Origin of the sequence: Cryobacterium sp. Hz7 (genome assembly GCF_004402815.1) — a bacterium.
GTDB classification, from domain to species: Bacteria; Actinomycetota; Actinomycetes; order Actinomycetales; family Microbacteriaceae; genus Cryobacterium; species Cryobacterium sandaracinum.
In genome coordinates, this window is the sequence record NZ_SOFB01000001.1 from 1 (window position 1) to 17,839 (window position 17,839).

At 60.8% G+C, this 17,839-nt stretch carries 8 protein-coding genes and 2 pseudogenes; 2 read left to right on the forward strand and 8 right to left on the reverse strand.

Going from position 1 to position 17,839, the window contains the following annotated elements; translation table 11 throughout:
- A partial coding sequence (locus E3N86_RS00005) for an integrase core domain-containing protein (RefSeq protein ID WP_166784952.1) occupies window positions 1–109 on the forward strand: 109 nt, incomplete at its 5' end.
- Between the two features lie 11 nt (window positions 110–120).
- On the opposite strand, the pseudogene E3N86_RS17735 reads toward E3N86_RS00005, so the two are convergent.
- The 6 genes and pseudogenes from E3N86_RS17735 to E3N86_RS00035 form a co-directional block, all read right to left on the reverse strand.
- Window positions 121–270, reverse strand: a pseudogene (locus E3N86_RS17735) (DapH/DapD/GlmU-related protein); the annotation flags it as partial.
- Window positions 271–935: 665 nt separating this feature from the next.
- Entirely contained in the window at window positions 936–3,869 is a 2,934-nt protein-coding gene (locus tag E3N86_RS00015) for a DUF499 domain-containing protein (protein WP_134511046.1), read from the reverse strand.
- Complete coding sequence (locus tag E3N86_RS00020; protein ID WP_134511047.1) at window positions 3,866–6,397, reverse strand: DUF1156 domain-containing protein; 2,532 nt, start codon at window positions 6,395–6,397, stop codon at window positions 3,866–3,868. Before E3N86_RS00020 ends, E3N86_RS00015 begins: the two co-directional genes overlap by 4 nt.
- Window positions 6,398–6,675: 278 nt before the next feature.
- On the reverse strand, window positions 6,676–9,903 hold the full coding sequence (locus tag E3N86_RS00025) for a helicase-related protein (RefSeq protein WP_166784953.1): 3,228 nt from the start codon (window positions 9,901–9,903) through the stop codon (window positions 6,676–6,678).
- Window positions 9,904–10,086: 183 nt separating this feature from the next.
- On the reverse strand, window positions 10,087–10,404 hold the full coding sequence (locus E3N86_RS00030) for a hypothetical protein (RefSeq protein ID WP_134511049.1): 318 nt from the start codon (window positions 10,402–10,404) through the stop codon (window positions 10,087–10,089).
- 356 nt (window positions 10,405–10,760) lie between these two features.
- Entirely contained in the window at window positions 10,761–11,675 is a 915-nt protein-coding gene (locus tag E3N86_RS00035; RefSeq protein WP_134511050.1) for a hypothetical protein, read from the reverse strand.
- A 592-nt stretch (window positions 11,676–12,267) separates the two neighbouring features.
- Between E3N86_RS00035 and dnaE the strand changes: the two are divergent.
- Window positions 12,268–15,558, forward strand: a pseudogene (dnaE, locus tag E3N86_RS00040) (DNA polymerase III subunit alpha); the annotation flags it as partial.
- Window positions 15,559–15,674: 116 nt separating this feature from the next.
- Here the strand turns inward: dnaE and E3N86_RS00045 are convergent.
- Together E3N86_RS00045 and E3N86_RS00050 are read right to left on the reverse strand one after the other, a co-directional pair.
- Window positions 15,675–16,148, reverse strand: a complete 474-nt coding sequence (locus tag E3N86_RS00045; protein ID WP_134511052.1) for a hypothetical protein — start codon at window positions 16,146–16,148, stop codon at window positions 15,675–15,677.
- Window positions 16,145–16,990, reverse strand: coding sequence for a hypothetical protein (locus E3N86_RS00050; RefSeq protein WP_134511053.1), 846 nt, complete (start codon window positions 16,988–16,990; stop codon window positions 16,145–16,147). The genes E3N86_RS00045 and E3N86_RS00050 overlap by 4 nt, the downstream gene beginning before the upstream one ends.
- Between the last annotated feature and the right edge of the window lie 849 nt (window positions 16,991–17,839).

Here is a 17,839-nt window from a genome sequence, read left to right on the forward strand (position 1 = left end):
CACCTACCAAGACTGGATCCATAGCTACAATCACCACAGACCCCATACCGGCATCGGCGGCAAATCACCCATCAACCGTGCTCACAACGTCAGTGGGAACAACAGCTAGCCCTCCAGCGACCTGATCAGACGAGCCGGCACTCCACCATGGACGGTGTTGGGCTCGACGTCCTTGGTCACTACACTGCCGGCAGCCACGATTGCCCCGTTGCCGATCGTGACACCGGGCAGGATTGTGGCGAAAGCACCGATCCACGCGCCGTCGCCGACATGGATCGGTTTGGTTACCAGTGGGCCGACTCGGAACTCGCTGGGTCCGATCTCATGCGTACTTGTGACGAAGCGGACGCCCTGGGCCACAGCCGCGCGCCCGATGAACACACGCTCATTTCCGTCGAAGTAGCAGCCCTCATTCACGAACGCGCCGGGTTTTAGAACGACCATTCTGGAGCCAAAGGTGACCCCCTTCAGCACTCTGGAACTTCTGACGTTCATTCCGGCGAGGTGGAGCAGCCGAGACCGATGCGCTCCATTGACGATCAGCGGTGTAGCCAGGAGCCAATTAACGATGATGTCGTGCCAGATTCGCACCGCGTGGGGTCTGTCTTTGGTGGCTCGTGCAGCTCTGATTTTTTCCGCCTGACGATGAAGGTGCTGTTGACTGGATATCAGGCTACCGGGTACAGAAAAGGCCAAGCCTCGTTTGGAACGAGCCTGGCCTTTTTCTGATGGTGCACCCCCCCGGACTTGAACCGGGAACCCACTGATTCCGGGTTGACAAGGTAAAATTATTACCTCTGACCTGCTGTTTATCTTTTTGAAATCCCAAGAATTGCAGGAATTCAACGCATATTCAACGAGAATAGACCAGTGATATCCAGTTACAGCCAGGTATCTCGGATGGCTTGGATGCCCACAGCTTCAGGAAGTTGGACTCAGATCTCTTCATCCTCAATCGAAATAGATACGCCGAGGGTTTCTTTGGCTTTCTCAGCGAGACCATCCGTATCACCCACTCTTGCCGTCACGACGATCTCCAAGCCCATCATCTGAAGGTCGCCAGACCTCCTTGCCGGGTCAAGTAAGGATGCAACTTCTCGGACAAGGCTCCAGATTGATTCCCGCTTGCTCTGGTCAGTTACAGACGACCAGGGCAGCTTCACGCGAGTCACTTCATAGGCAGGTGCCTGCGAGCCATGATCCTGTTTTGCCTGATTCATACCGGACGTTGACGCCGGTTTGTCTGACGCCGTCGTCGCAGCGCCGGTCCCGTGATGCTCATTCTCCGACGCGGTTTCGTCGGTTTCATCCTCCTCGTCGACCGACGGACGCGGTCGGAGCGATTGTTGCATTGACGCAGGTTGAATCTGACCGGGGTTGGCGGGACGAATCTCGTTTCCCTCACTGTCCGTCAACATCCACTCTTCGCTCGTCACCAGCCGATAGAGCGCGTTTCGCAAGTCCTCTACCGTTGCCACCAGTGGCCACGTTGGATTTCCGTACGGAAGTTCAAAGAATTCCTTTGGCGTCAGGTATCGGCCGAATCGCCCAGCCGTAACCAGTTGAGCCACGTACTCCGGCGCCAATGCGCCGGCTGACACCGCGCGGTTGCCCGCCACGAGATCATTCCAGACGTCCTGACCCGCCAGGGACGTCCTCCCGTCCGGAACGGCTTTGTATTGGACCGTAAGCCCGGTGCCAGTGCGCAAAAGGTACGCGTAGTGCTGAAATGCGTATCTCGTGTCACTGTCAAGCAAAAGACGAGCAGCGTCGCGGCGCGAGCACGCCTCGACGTATTCCTCGTCATCACGGTCGAGCTGCTCGACAACTTTCTCCCAAGCAATTGCCAGCTTTGCCCGGTCACGGGCTCGGTTTCGTCGTTGAGTGTTGACAACCGCGATGACCATTGACGCCGCAAAGGTGGTGGCAAGGCCCGGCGTAACTCCGAACGCGAAGTCTATGTCCGCACGCGTATTCGTGTCGTTCCCGTTGAGCAGACTCCACCGCCGCGGGTCTAGAACGACGAGACGGTTTGAGGCGCCGTCCACACCTGAAAAAATCGAAGTCGCCGACACGTTGGCGTCGTTTGGCCTATCAAGACATGTGACAGATGCGAAAGTTCCATTCTTCGATAGTGACTGGGCGCGTGTCCAAACTCTTTCCAGGGCCACTTCGTTGCTGACCATCTGCATCGCCGTTACGTGGTACATGTTCAATGTCTGCTTGATGGACAGGTAGAACCGCTCACTGCCTCTGCCGCCAGTGGGCCTCGTCCGTTCAAGGGCACCGAGACCTCCCTCGGCTGGACTGGCGATAAGTGCGTTGAATACTTCCTCGGCAGCCGCGTAGGTTACCGCCGAGCCCGCGATCGCTGCAAGAAGTTCCGCTTTAGTCGCTCCCCTGGCTCCTTGCGGACGAGTCACCAAACTGTAGGAGAAGCAAGCTGTTGCCATGCGGAGCGCGGGGGACGGCTGATTTGCATCGACGCCAGCACTTCGCAGGACGGCGTCCAACGCGAACGACGTCCCGGCGCCACCCCCAGAGCGCACGACATCAGTGCTAGCAACCGCGCGGAATCCTTGTATCGCTCGGTTGTTGCCCGCAAGAACACCAGATGAAAGTAACGCCTCAAGCGCGTCCGTTTGAAGCGGGATGTCTCCAGGACCGATCAAGTCCGGTGCCCATTCGCCAGCCTCGTGCTGGTTCACCCAATAGAGGACGGTCCGGGCAAAAATTGCTACCGTAGATCGCACTCGCTGGAAGGCCTGCACAATAGACCACTCTTTGGTGACCAAGTCGAAGAGATCCGGGTGAAACGGGTACGTGTCGACAATACGATCCTGCAAGCGTGAGATGCTGCGCCCAGAACCGAGTTGTCCGTACACCTGAGTGAGCCAAGGGTCGAGAGCAGCGGCAACGATTCCTTGCGCAGTTCGCTTTGCAGCATGGTCGATTGCGCCAACTGCGAAGAGGCGGCGCCGAATAATTTGAGCAAAATCCGCGGGTTCGGTGACCGTGACGGTTTCACCGTTTCTTTGGAGCCTGGCCGATAGATACTCCCGCATCTCCTCCGCTGCAGGGTGGTACCCAGCCTCATCCTCGTCACTGCGAATCATAACCACGACCAGGGCGACTCTAGGCTGGTCGTCGACTGCATCCGCCAGGGCGTTCAGAAAGGCCTGTTCACCGGGCATGCCACCAATGGCCGACTGATCGGTGAGTGCCATTGCATAGTCCATGAGTTCATCGATGAGCACAAGAACAGGCCGATTGATCTCAGCAAATACGGCCTGCAAAGTCGCCTTGTTGGCACCCAAACTGCTGAAGTGCAGCCACCGCCCCATTTGGTCCTTATCGCTGCTGAACAACAACCACAAGAACCGGCCGAAGAGATCGGTGGCTGGGCCGAATCGTGGATCGGTAGCTCCTGGGGACATAGAGTCCCCCATCAGAACGACCGGAACGACGTCGGACAGATCAAGGGCATGTCCACCCCGTGTGGCTTCGGACGACACTGCTTGGCCGAGCTCAGAGGCGAGGAAGTCACTCTGGTTCTTGATCATGTGCCAGATCCCGACGAGGGCGTGACTCTTGCCACCACCCATGCCTTGGTCGAGGTGGAAGCACGCTTGAGCGTCAACTCCCTCAACTCCGAGACGCCGAGCAACTCGGCCGAGGAAGCCCACTAGCAGAGGAGTCGGCTGCGTGATGTCAGCGTAATAGTTGCAGTTTGCATATGGGACGGCGACTGTCTGGTAAACCGCTTTTGCCAGGCTCATTTGGAGTTCGCCGACGGATCCGTCTGTCTGGCGGACCTCATGGCGAAGCTTCAGGACGCTGGCCCAGTGCATGCTTTCAGTCGTGGTCACGATATCTCCTCGAAGAGTTTCGGCTGCGGTGCAGCGAAATGAACTTGGGCGGCGACACTCGCCTGAATGGTCCCTCGATTTCGCTTGACGGCTGCGAGAGCGATAGCGACTGGATCCGAGGTCGGAAGCTTCGTAGCTAGCCAATCCACAATTGCCCAAAGATGCGCGTCAGTCGCCAGCCGTTCGCTGAGCGCCAGACATTCAGCCACCGCGTCGGTACCCTCGGGCCATGCTGCTGCCATGCCGCGCACAACCTCGTAGACGCTGGATGCTGAGGTCAGCGCCTCCGGAGCATCATGGCGCAAGTTATACCCAGCTTTTGTCTCGTCGAGTATGGGACCCCGAAGATCCTCAAGTCGCAATTCATCTGACTGAGCAAAGAATCGAGCCTCACCTCTCGGGACCGCGGCGCGACCATAAAGCTCGTGCCAGAAGACTGCCAACCTAGTGTGCGGATCGAATGTTTCGAGAGGTAGCTCGTCGAGTCTCAGAGCGACGGCATCGCGCACAGCTCGGCGAGCGAGAGTCATGTAGTGCTCTAAAGGAACGGTAGCTCCGTCTGGCGTGATGACCTTGCTGCATTGGCCGACGACCTGCAAAGCAGCCCCGTAGGACGCCATTAGCTGGTCCTCGAGGGCCAACCCATCTGCATCCCAAACACGGCTGCGACGTTTTACTTCTGCAACCACCTCGGCGTCGATCTGTGCCGCGATCCCGACTGGTCGGTGGGAGGCGGCAACGCGAGCCCCTATGGACACGGTGACAGAAATGGTGGCAACACCCGTAGCTGCCGTTTCCGTCCGCGACGGCCAAGATGAGGTGACAATGAATCCCGCGTCTGTGAGAGCGGCGAGTAATCGCTTCCAAGCATCGGGGTCCGAATGACCGAAGATGACGGTCAGATGACCCTCCGGCTTGAGAACTCGACGCGCCTCAGTGAAGGATTTGGCGAGCATGGACTCGTAAAAATCCTCCGTGCGGTGGTCACCGTGCCCCTTAGCGCCGCGACCTTTGACGATGATCTCCTCGGACTTGTCCTGAAGTCCATCAGCGCCGTCCACCGCTCCGCCGAATAGATCGGGGAGTACGTGTCGGAGGGCCCGTTTGAACCAGACATGGAACAAGTCGGAAGAGTCAGCGTAGGCGATCATCTGGTAGTAGGGCGGGTCACAGACCACTGCGTCCACGGATCGATCACGGTACGGGAGAGAGACGGCCGATCCGCGCCTGAACCGACCGGGCCTGCCCCCAACGTAGTTCTCCTCCAGCACCTTCTTCAGTGCGTTCACCAAGCTGCTAGACACGGAGCTCCAAGTCCCCGGCCCTTGCCCAGGTCCAGCCTCGAGATAGTCAAACTGGTGTTTGAGAACAGATTGCTTCGAAAAGACGTCCCCAACTTGGCAGGTGTTTTGCTTAGTTCCATCCGGGCTGCCATGGGCGAGCAAGTTCGCCCCACGGGTCGCGCGTCGAAGCTGCTTGGGCAGATTCCCGGCAGCGTAACTAGCCAAGACTTTGGCGTATTCTTCGCTTACGATTCCCGTCAGCTCCGCGTAGAGCTCATCGATGACCTGAGCTGTCGTGGCAAAGAGCACTGCCTGCCGGCTGTTCATCAGAGAGCCGTAGGTTCGGTAGCCGTACTGATAGGCATCCACACCAGATGTTGCAGGAATCGGTTCGTCAGGGATCGCCGCGGTCTCGTTAGCCCCGTCGAATTCCCAGTCATCAGCTTGTTTAGCCGCAGCGCGTTCGACCGCAGTCGGGGGTCGAAACACCTTTCGATTCGTCTCCGGGTCGACTTCGGCAACGGCGAGCATGGCGTCCTCATACTGACCTGCCAGGCCTTTGGCCTTAACGACATCCAGGCTGTGCGTGTGCCCGCAACTCGTGAAGCTGCATCTCGCGGACTTCCCACGCTTACCGGCGGCAGCGGCAAAGGTCGGTTCTTGCTGAGCCGTACCTTCGTGAACCGAAGTACTCCAGGCGTCTCCCTCAACTACGACTTTGAGCGCCTGTCCGGGCTCCCCCGCGACCTTATAGGGGTGCATCAGTACCATGGACCCAATCATTGGGAACCGACGTCCGCAGCCATCACAGGGTATCGTGACGGCCCAGAGGTATGCCCATGGAAGGTCAAGCGACCGAGGATTCAACCCCAGATACAGCGGGCTAACAATCTCGCGAACGCGGCGGGCGACCTCGCTCAAAACCAGACGCACATCATGTAGAAGACGAGGTTCCGCAGCAAACCCGTCGAGCGTCAGGCTGATCTCCGAGCTACCAGGGTTGGCTCCATCGAGCCTCTCATCGCGACGATAGGGAAGCTGCTCTTCAGCAGACCAGTCACGAAGGGGATAGTCCGCGAGGAGCGTTCCCGCGAGTGTGGCGACCGGCGAGATATCGATTCCAATCGCGTTCGCGCCAGCTCTGGCAGCCTCCAACGGAATGATTCCACGACCGGAAAACATGTCGAGAACGAGGGGTGGCTTGCTGCCATACTCCGCCGAGATCTTCTTTCGGAGGCGTTCCATTGCCGAACGATCGCCGATTAGGACAGCAGCCCTGACGTCTTGGCGATTACCAGGGGTGTCGGGCAGGAGCGAACACAGCACGGCCGCCCGTGCCTGCGCAATGGGTCTCGAAGCGAACCAAGTGAATAGAGATTTTTCGCTCCGTCCGGAGCCCGCCGGAGTCCGCACCGCTACATCCACCTCGGGACAGGGAAACCACGAGTCGATGAGCCTGCTCGTGGGGTCTTCTGTTGCCCTGCTCAGGTCGAGGCTGGGAACGACGTCGGACAGGTAATGACTCACGCTTGATCTCCGATCAATTTGCTGAGCTCGGACAATCGGATCTGGTACCGTTCTATTCGCCGAGGGCCGCCAAGAACGGAAGACGGGTCCTGGAGACGGAGTCTCACTGTGGGGCTGCTTGCGCAAGAGTCAACGACGTACAGCCAGTACTCTCCCCCTCGCTGCTGCGCTTGGGCCCACTCGTTTTGTTCTAGCCAAACGGCGCGAAGTGCCCCTTGAAGCCCTTTGACTTCTACGAGTCTCTGCTCACGGGTCATGGGGTGCCGGGCGTAAAGGTCGTACCCGACGCCGGCCGTTTGTCTATCGTCGACCTCGAATCCGAACTTTTCAAGTTCGTCAACCACTGCGCTGATCGCGGCCTTCTCCGAATTGGGGTCATAGCCGAGCTGATCAGTTCGAGCTATGCCGGCCACAGCAACCCAGCCGACAAGCCTCACTGCGCTTGCTGAAACTTCGGCTATCTGGTTCAGAACACCCAGCCTGTCTAAGCGCGCAATCTCGAAGTGTCTGAGCAACTCAATACGCTCTTCAACCGGTCGCTCTGCAATCGATTCTTCGAATCGGTACTTGGTGATTTCGAGCTGCTTTTTTGCGGCTCTTATCCAGTCGCGGCGCTCCTCTTCCAGCGATTTCACCTGACCGCGAAGCTCGCTCCTTGCTTCGTTAGTGGCATCATGACGGTTCCCCGGCGATAGCTGGGTTGGTCCGGCTGTTAGTGAATCGGTGTCCGAGGGGGCTCGAAGGGTCATAAGCGACTCCCAAGCCACGGGGAGCGTTTGCCCCGCTGAACACCGGATGAGAAGTGGAGCCTTTCGAGTTGTTCGAGTTGTCCCGTCATAAAGCTGGATATCAGCATCGAAGAGCGCCAGGACGTAAGACGTGAGCGAGGCGCTGTCAACAATGCTTGCGCCCCGAATCAGATCTTCTTCTCCAGCGTTCACCGCATGAGCGACGAGTTGCTGAAAGGCGTCCTCCGTCGGGCCGAGAACGATCACGTCGGAGAGCCCGGACGCACTCGCACCATCGTCTATGGCCCTCCGCACGGACGTTCCATCCGATGCGACATCGGCCTCACGCTCCCCACCCAGATACGAAGGCAACGACCGAACCCGATCCACTACATGCCGTATGCCCTTCGCTGGACCTGGTCCGATGATCCATTGCTGACTGCGCGCGAGCTGATCCAGCATGGAGTCGACGATCACGGGGTTGATCGCTTCCAGCCTGTCAGCGGCGAACCGGTCGAGGGCCTCGGACACGTTGGCAGGACTGCTCAGCGTTCGTTCATTCGCGAGAAGCGTGCGTGCTGCTCGAATGAGAGCTTCAGAGTCTGGAACCGTGACACTGCGACCTGCCTGAGCGTCAACCATGGCCTTGCCCCAGTCGAATCCGGTGCTCGCGGCCGTCGCGTCGAGCAGGTCATAGATCTTTCCTTCAAGCGCCCTTCCAGCGCTCTCCAGGTTCTGCATCATCACTTCTTGCACTCGACCCTCTCGCGTATGCGGCGCGATCAGGTGGTACACGTGCACGGCGTTTCTCTGTCCGATTCGGTGGAGGCGCCCCATCCTTTGCTCGAGTCGAACCATCGACCAAGGCAAATCCCAGTCAATCATCACGTTCGCGGACTGGAGGTCGATACCTTCACCTCCTGCATCGGTAGACACTAGGACTTGGTATTTGCCAGCGAGGAAACGTTCTTGGAGTAGATCGCGAGCGCGATGATCGACAGCCCCTTCGAGGAGATCGACGCTGAATCCGGTGTCAGCAAAAAGCCCTCGAAGCCAACGCGCGGTGTCCGCGAACTCAGTGAAGACGAGCAGCTGACCTTGCCCGGGGGCGATGCCATGCCTAGCGATTATCGCGAGGAGAGTGTGCCACTTCGCAGATACCGCAGCATCCTGAGCCTCAGTCAAGATCTCGAGCAATGCAGCGACGCTTGCTAGTTCGCCTGTTTTGTCTCTCGTCCGAGCCCTGACCAGCGCGTCCTCAGCCTCCGCCCAAGCCTCGTCGTCATCGATAGCCGAGCCGAAGGTCTCGCTGGATAGAAAATCCTCGGGCAGCACGGGTGACGAGCGCTCGTTCGCCGCCCCCTTCAACGCCATCTCGCGACGTTTCACGGTCGCAATCGCCGCGTAAAGACTCGATGCCACTCGCTTGCCGTAAATCGACAGGGCTAGAGTCGCGTTGTCGGAGTAGTAGCTATCCACATAGGCCATGACGGCGTCATAGGCACTTGCCTCGTAGGGGTTCAAATTCACGGAGATTGTTTCTGAAAACCGAGGGGGGAAGAGTTTGTTCCCGTCGTGATCTACCAGCTCTTCTTTCATACGTCTCAAGAACGACATCTGGCTAGGGACGAGCGCTGTCGCATACTCCGTTTGCGTTGAATCCCAGGGGTAGAGAATGGGATCGAGGAGATTCATGAGACCTCGAAAGTAATATTCCTTTCCTCTGTGTGGCGTCGCCGTCAGCAGAAGAAGATGGTGCGCCTGATCCGCGATTTCTCTGGCTGCGGCAAGATACTGACTTGTCGGGGTCAGACGATGAGCCTCATCGAAGATCGCCAAAGACCAGGAAGCCCGCTTACCGGCCAGCTTTCTGCGCACGTCGGCGTTGTGCGTGAAGAGGTCCACGGATACGACCCACGTGTCGTAGCGCGGGTCAAGGTCCTTTGGCTCGGCCGCCATCGCAGCGGTGAGCCTTCTAACCTCAACTCCAAACAAACGGCTCATATCACGCTCCCATTTTGTAACCAAATGGGCAGGGACGATGATGACGACGCGTCCCCGAATTAGCCCTTGCCGTCGACCCTCCGCCAAATACATTCCAGCCATGATCGTTTTTCCCGTGCCGGGCTCGTCTCCCAGCAGGAACCTGAGGCGCGGCTGGTTGAGCATGTGTCCGTGTACAGCCTCGTCTTGATGGGCGTAAGGCTGCAACGGTCGAGTTGCAAGTACAGCGGAACGAATGCGCGGCATCGCATACTGCATCCATCGTCCCCAGAGTCCGGTCAGGGCCCGCTCAGGATTACCGCCCCGATCGTTGACCGGTACCAATCCTGAAGCGAGTTGATGCTCAGTGAGCAAAACACGTCCAGGGTTACCTTGCGCATCGATAACGAATAGTTCGATTACGCCTTGGTCTGCCCAATCGGCATCGCGGACAGTAACGAGCGAATCGTCGACGCGAACTTGACGGCCTTTCTCAGGCAGGTCAAAAGTCATGGCAGACATACCTTTGTCATGGTCCCCCGAAGTCTCGTGACCCATTCATAAGCCAATGGAACTGAGCGATGGCGTCCCCTTGATTGTACTGTTCGGGGCGGGCTCAGGCGGTCTGACGTGCCGAGGGTGGCGCTGAAGTGCCAGCGCGACCGACCCACCTGGACAGCTGACCCCCTGTCCTCCTCAGAGTTTGTCGATCCATGTGTCTTCTTCGCGATCTGCCCACGCGTTTCCTGTACTCCTCCGCCCAATCGAGGCCACTCGATCATCCAGCCGGTGGATGAGCGCCTGCGCGTGGTGTGCGGCGAGTTCCTGAACGGACGTAATGCGCTCACCTGTCAGTTCTTCAACCATCGCGAACTGCCCGCGAGCGTCCAGAATGCCCAGCTGAGCAAACGACTTCCTCAGCGCATCTCTTTGGGATTCGCTCAAGGCCTGCGTCAGCGGGGCGGACTCGGGTTGAGAGGGGCCATCGTCGAAGATTGGAAGCAAGTCGTTCATCCCGCTATTGTCCTTTATACATTCCGGCTTGCAGACACTCTCGACGAATTGTTCTCGCTGCGTATCGCCGCTGGCCGCCAGGCATGTAGGCCGCCGCAAGTACCCCGGGTTTCGCCCACAGCTCCGCAGACCTCGCCGCAGGCTGTTTTGTGCGCCAGCCACTACGCTCCTCGTACTTCCGGTCTTACCCAGGGCCAGAGAAGTTTCTGCAGTCGCGCGGTCGGTGTTGCCGATCGAAGGCAGACAGCCCGACTGCGAGTGGTCGCGTCAGCCGGATCCGGGCGGCAAGGTCGTACTTCGGTCCTTAAATAATGCTCAAGTGCTCTGAATCATCCCAGGCGGACACAGCTGGGGAGTCAGCTCTTCCCGAGCATCACAGACGAAGACATCGTTTGCATCCAGAACGCGTCCCGCCTCAGACGCAAGGCGGGTTCCTCAACGCATGCCTCTTCAAAAAGTCTGTTGTAGAGGGGGGTTGTCTCCTTGGAAGCTGCTGCAAATTGTTCTGAAGAGACCCACTTGAACAGGTCTTGAATTCGAGGATCGATCTTGTCGGAGCGCCAAAAATCTTGTGGGGAGCTGCCGTCCCACCAAGCCAATTCCCAGGAGAGAGTCATGAAATTCGCCGCAGCTCTCTCTGCCCACGGCCTGCTGCCGAAGACCGCGATCTTTTCGTCGATTGTCATGTACTGCCACCTGAGGAGGGACGCGGAAACATACCCTAGGCTCTGCGTCATTCCCACCCAGGAAACGGTATCTTCGCGCAGCAGGTTGCGGAGTGGGACTGGCAGCTCACCCCCATATTGCACGTCCATTGCAGGAATGAACACGGACAGCACTTGGTTCAGTGCGATCTTCACCGTCAGGGTCTCGGCATAGGGATGGCGCGAGACTCCAAGTACGTCGAACTTCGATGTAGTTCTCCAGTGCTTTCCGACTTCATCGCTCGAATTGAGAGTCAGCTGGTCACATCGACGCACCAGATCCGGCACAAAGCTGAGGTCTTCTGGTTGATCGTGGAGGAGCTTTGTGATGAACTCCAGAAGTTCCGCAACTGCTTCAATCTCTCGAGTCTCGCGCCTTTCTTCGCGCTGAGATAACAGCTGGTCTTTCAGCCCGTCAGCCTGCTGTTCAAGCGCAATTTGTGAAAGGCCTGCTTGATGCTTGTTCGTAAAATAGAGGACGAGTATCGCGGAAACTCCACCCATGACCGCGCCGACAACAGCTCCGATAGCCCCGCTCCACAACTGCAGCCAAACATCGTTCGTCAAGCCATCCCCTTTTTTCGCGACTCTCGCTTGACATCAAGAACATCACAGTCCTATCAAGCACCACATCTTCCAGCTCAGTCCAGAAGCGTGCAATACCTAACTATGCGTGCACCGGGAGACCAGAATGCGCGTCATATGCACCCAGAACGGGGCGCGGATGGCGCCTCGACCGCGATCGGAATACGCATCAGAGGGCTCAGTCCGCTCAACGCGCCCAGTCCCCCGGGACACCCGGTGGCTCGAAATTTCCTTGGAGGCGGGGCTGCGCCTCCGGCTCTAGCACCAGTGAGTCCTCATGTTGCCGAGGGCCTCCGAAACCGGGAAATCTTCCGAGTTCAAGGTGACTACCTATCTGCGCAGGTTGAAATGCAGCGCTTGGTCGCCGACGGGGTCCGAGCGCGTCAGCCCGCGCGGAGGACATCTCAGCAAGGTGTTCAAAGCCAACGGTGGAAAATCGCCACTCCACCATTTTGCCCGCACGTTTGCGCTCCAACCTTGCCGGTGTCAGAGCCCCGACCTACACTCCTAATATCGAATAAACGTTCGATAGCAAGGGTTGGAGGTGCGGATGCTATAGAGCTTCCCGCACCTCCACGTCGCCTCCGCGTACTCGCCGCACTACGGCGTAACCATGCCCGAGGCTCTCGTCGACCAGGCGGCCGCCGCCGGCGCTGACTTCCTCGCCCTGACCGACCGAGATGGGCTGTATGGGGCGGTCAAGCACGTGCGGGCGTGCGCGAACGCGGGGATCCGGGCGGGCCTCGGCGCGGACCTGGCCGTCCACGATGATGAGCATCGGCCGCTCGGCCGGGTGACCGTGCTCGCCCACGGCGGGGACGGCCGCGGGTACGCCGCTCTCTGCCGGGCCGTGAGCTCCGCACACGAGGCAGGAAGGGTTCCGAGCATCGACCGCCGCCGGCTCGCCACCTGGGCGGAGGGCCGGGCCCTCACCGTGCTCCTCGGGCCGCTCTCCGACGTGGGGCTCGCGGTGGAACACCGGGACAGCGTGGAGTCCGTCGCGGGGTTGCGCGCGTGGCTCCGGGTCATGCCGATCGGCTCGATCACCCTCGAAGTCTTATGCCACCTGGCACCGACCGGGCAACGCGGTTCCGTGGCCGCGGCCACCCGAATACTGGGCCTCGCCGAGGACACCGGGACCCCCGCCATCCTCTCCAACGCCGTCCGCTACGGCGAGCCGAGTGACGCGACGACCGCGGACCTCGCCGACGCGACCCGGCTCCTCACCCCGCTCGCCCAGCTCGAGGAGCCGCAGGCGAACGGGCAAGCGTGGCTGAAAGACGGGACGCACATGCTCCGGGTCGCGCGCATGGTCGTCGACGCCGGCGCCCGAAACCCCGGCGCCCTAGACCAACTACTGAAGTCCACACGTGAGCTGGCAGAACGATGCGCCCTGCACCCGGCCGAAGACATCGGACTCGGCACACCACGGATGCCGGAAGCCTCGATCATCGGCGTGGTCGGCGACCCGGTGGCTGAGCTCTGGCGGCGGGCCCGGCACGGCATCGACGACCGCTACGTCGGCACCACCCTCGCCCGCGCCGCACACGAGGAGCTCGCGCATGAGATGGAGACGGTCGAGCATCTCGGGTTCGCCGCGTATTTCTTGACCGTCGCCCGGGTCGCGGACTTGATCCGGGGAATGGGCGTCCGGGTGCAAGCCCGGGGTTCCGGGGTCGGCTCGGTCTTGAACTACGCGCTTCGCACCTCGTCGGTCGAGCCGATCGAGAACGGTCTCATCTGGGAGCGGTTCCTCTCCCCCGAACGCCAGACCCTCCCCGACATCGATATCGACGTCGAATCCGCACGGCGTCACGACATCTACCGGGAGGTGTTCCAGGTCTTCGGTGCCGACCGGGTGTCGCTGATGTCGATGACCAACGCGTACCGGGGGCGGGGCGCCGTCCGGGACGCCGGGCTCGCACTCGGCATGCCGGAGGACCAGGTCGCGGCGATCGCCAAGCAGATGTGGCGGTTCAACGCCCGCGACTTCCGCCGGGCCCTCGAGGAGAAACCAGAGCTCGCGGAACTCGCCCGGCAGGTGCGCGAGTCGCAGCAGCTGGACCAGCTGGTAGACCTCACCGCGAAGCTCGATCGGCTCCCCCGCCACACCAGCGTCCACCCATGCGGCGTCATCCTCTCCGACACCTCCCTCCTCGACCGGACCCCAGTGCAACGCTCCGGGATGGGGCTGCCGATGTCCCAGTACGACAAGCACGATATGGACCCGATGGGTCTGATCAAGCTCGACATCCTCGGCGTCCGAATGCAAAGTGCGATGGCGTACGCGATCGAGGAGCACCGGCGACTCACCGGCGAGACCATCGACCTGGACCGGGTCCCCCTCGACGACGAACCCACCTACGAAATGCTCCGAACCACCCGCACCCTCGGCGTCTTCCAACTCGAGTCCCCCGGACAAATGGAACTGATCGGGAAACTCCAACCGGAAGTCTTCAACGACCTAACCGTGGAGATCAGCTTGTTCCGCCCCGGCCCCATGCAAGCGAACATGCCCCTGCAGTATCTAAAGGCGCGGCACGGGGAAACGACAGCCGACCACATGCACCCCCGGTTCAAACCCTTCTTGGCCGAAACCAACGGTGTTGTCGTCTTCCATGAACAGGTGATGCGGCTCTTCGACGAGCTGACCGGCTGCGGGATGGGCAAAGCCGATGTGTTCCGCCGGCACCTCGGAAAATCCGGCGACCTCGCCGAGAACGAAGCGTACGTGCGGAAGCAGGCCGCCACCCGCGGGTTCCCGGCGCCGGTCATCGACCGGGCGTGGAAGGTGCTGTCCGGGTTCGGCAGTTTCGGGTTCGCCAAAGCACACGGGGCCGCGTTCGCCCGGACCACCTACGAGAGCGCCTGGCTGAAAACGCATCACCCGGCGACTTTCTTCGCCGGGCTCCTCACCCACGACCCGGGTATGTGGCCGAAGGACCTGATCGTGGCCGAAGCCCGCAACCTTGGCGTCCCTGTCCTCGGCCTCGATGTCCAGAAGTCCGCGCTGGACTACCGGGTGGAGCAGTTGGCCGATGGGCAGCTCGCCATCCGCCTGGCCCTGCCCGAACTCGCCGGGTCCAGCGCGGTGGAGCGGCAGCGAATCGCGGAGCATCAACCGTTCTCCTCGTTGCAGGACTTCCGGGACCGGGTGCGGCCGCGCCGGCGCACGTTCGAAGCCCTGGCCCGGGTCGGCGCCCTGGACTCGTTCATCGGCTACGACCGGGCCCGCCGCGGCGACCTCCTCGCCCACATCCAAGGCCTCGGCGGCAAAGCACTCCCCGTCGGCCCCGACCAACTCGCCTTCGACATCGAGCTCCCACTGCCCGACTTCTACCGGGCAGTCACCGCCCTCGACCTCCGCGGCCGCACCCAAACAGACGTGGAACTCCGAGACCTCGGCCTCGCCGTCAGCCACCACCAAATGACCCGCTTCTACCCCCTCTTCAAAGAACTCGGAGTAACGCCCGCCTCGGAGCTCGTGAACCTGCCGGGCGGCACCGAGGTCCTCGTTGCTGGGGTCCGCCGCGCCACCCACACTCCCCCGATGCGAAGCGGCAAACGCGTGGTCTTCCTTTCCCTCGACGACGGCAGCGGGCCGGTCTCCAACGTGGTGTTCTTCCACAACGCGCAGGCTGCGATCGGGGCACCCGTATTCCGCACCCACTACGCCCTGATCCGCGGCCGAACCCGGCGCACTGGCGCACGCGGGGTGTCCGTGACCGGCGAGCAAATGTGGGATCTCACGGTCGTAGCAGGGAAAGTCCGGGCACGTCAGGCCGCGGAACTGGAGCGAGAGCGGGTTGTGGTCGAGGCGGAGGCTGCGGACAACGTCATCCAGTTGTGGAGGCGAAGGGCATGACCTCTCCTCACCGGTCCCCACGTGGTCCAAGGGACCCACGTTGGCAGTCAACATGAGCAAGATCTGAGCACAGTCGAGTTATCTGGCGGTGTGGAGCCTCGTCCCGATAGGCGAGGTTACGTTCCGCCGTTGACGACGACGAGGCGAGCGCCAGCAGGCACGGTCACCAGGAGCTCGTTCGTCGTAGGGTCGTAGCGGAGCGTGAACGGTCCGATCGTGTCGTGAGTGGCGGTGTCCGTGATGTCAACGAAGGTCCGGGCGACCCGGGCAATGCGAACCGGGTTGCCTTGGCCGGGTCGCCAGGTTGCCCAGGCGGGCGCGGGCGCACCGATAACGATGCCCGCTTCAGCGAGCAGGCCCGAGGTTGGAGGAGTCGTGTGGAAGCGGACGCGGCGATCCTCACGGCGGGTGGCGTGCGTGATCTTGCCTGCCCAGATAACGCTGTTGTTCTTCACGCCTAGGAGGAGGCTGCCGGAATGATCGAGGTAGGTGGCGGCGCTGATGCCGGCCCACCATCCTTCGCAGGTGCCGCGTAAGTCGTCGGGGAGGTCGTCCGGGCGGGCGCGCCGGCTGACGTTGACGGCGATCACGCTGCGGCGTCTATCCGCCAGGTGGCGCTCATGCTTTCCGCTTCAGCGACCATGTTCGCAGGAAGCAGGACGCGCACGTGCGGGGTATCCAGCAGCGTTTCGAAGTCCTCCCACGGGGTGCGCATCCAGAGTGCGGTAGTGGCCAAGGAAAACAGGGCCCGGTCTGTGCTGGACATGGTGGCGAGGTGAGGGAAGATCGCGGAGCAGGCAGCATCAACGGCGTCAACGATGCGCCGAACCGTAACGTGGGCGATGGTGTAGTTGTTCTCGGTCGTGCCGTAGATGGTGTTGAGGTCGCCGTGGTAGTCGGTGAGCAGTAGCCGGGGAGTGTCGTCGTCGGCGCCAGCAATCACCTGGGGCAAGGTGGGGTTGCTGCGGTAGTTCGTGTGCTTGTGCCCGGCGCAGGTGCCTCGGGCGCAGTCGGCGGTGGGCGGTTCGTAGTCAGGCCCGGGGTTGAGCAGGCCGCGTCGGCGTCTGTCCTCCCAGATGGGGAGTGTGGCCACGGAGTCGTGAGTGGGCGCCCCGTTGGGTTTGAGCTCGCCGTTGTGAGATGACGCGTTGCGCAAGGGACAGTCCGGGGTATCGCACCAGATTTGGATGTCCCAGACGTTGGTGGTCTTGCGGATCCGGGAGGAACCTCCGCAGTGCGCGCAGAACGTGGACTTGTTCAGGAGGGCGGAGAGGTAGAGGGCGCGCAGCGGGGTGGTGGCGTGGTCGAGTAGGGCGACGCATTTCTGCTGGGTGACCTCGGAGGGTTTCCAGCCGTGGTTAACCTTGGACTGGAGGACACCGGCGAGCAGGTCGATTTGGACAGTTGGGAGAGGGTTAGGTTTTTGCGTCATGTCGCGAGAGTAGCACTCAGACGCGAAGTCAGACGTCGCAGACTAAGGCCCATCTCAAAAAAACAATCACGGCAAGACCCCCGGCGAGCCAGACCGCCTAGGTATCCTCGTGACGCGTCACACCTCATGACGAAGGGGACGCGTGGCTAGCCCGCATGCTTCGACTCAGGCATCGAGGAATTCTACGTTCGTGAGAAACGACTCTGTGCCTGGATTAGCGCTACGTCCCGGCTGTGTTCGTCGAGGGTTGTCGTGCCCGCAGTTCTCAATACGCGATGGAACCTACACTCGACGTCAGCTAAGTCAGGTCCCGGTGCGAATTAGACACGCACGAAAACCACAGGCTCAGACTTCTGCGTCCGAACAGCGTTCTCACCGTGGTCCGCGATGCGCCTGATCACCTCACCGGAGCGACCGACCTTGATTAGCGCACTTCCCTTCGCGCTACCGACGGCGCTTTCGAGGTACCACCCGGATGAGACGTAAAAGATACCGAATACTTTCGTCACCCGATCCGGGAAGGGGAAGAGCTCCCCGTCTTCTCCGGTTGCGCACGATGAGCACTGGAACACCGGGGACGCCGACCCTAGGCCTCGCCCGAGCGCTGCTCGAACGAGCGACCGTCGCAGGTTCTCGTGTCAACCTTTCACCCGAAGAGATTTGAATGCGCAGCGGAATACGCATCGACGAGATCTCGGCTGTACGGGCCAACCCGTTTTTCCAAACTGGAGCTAACCCAGATTTCATAAATCCCCGCTGAAGAGATATCTGCGTGCATGCGTGCATGCACACACATGTCCGTTCATCAGCCAACGGACGCCGCTCCCCCGGCCGAATAGTAGGAGCTGA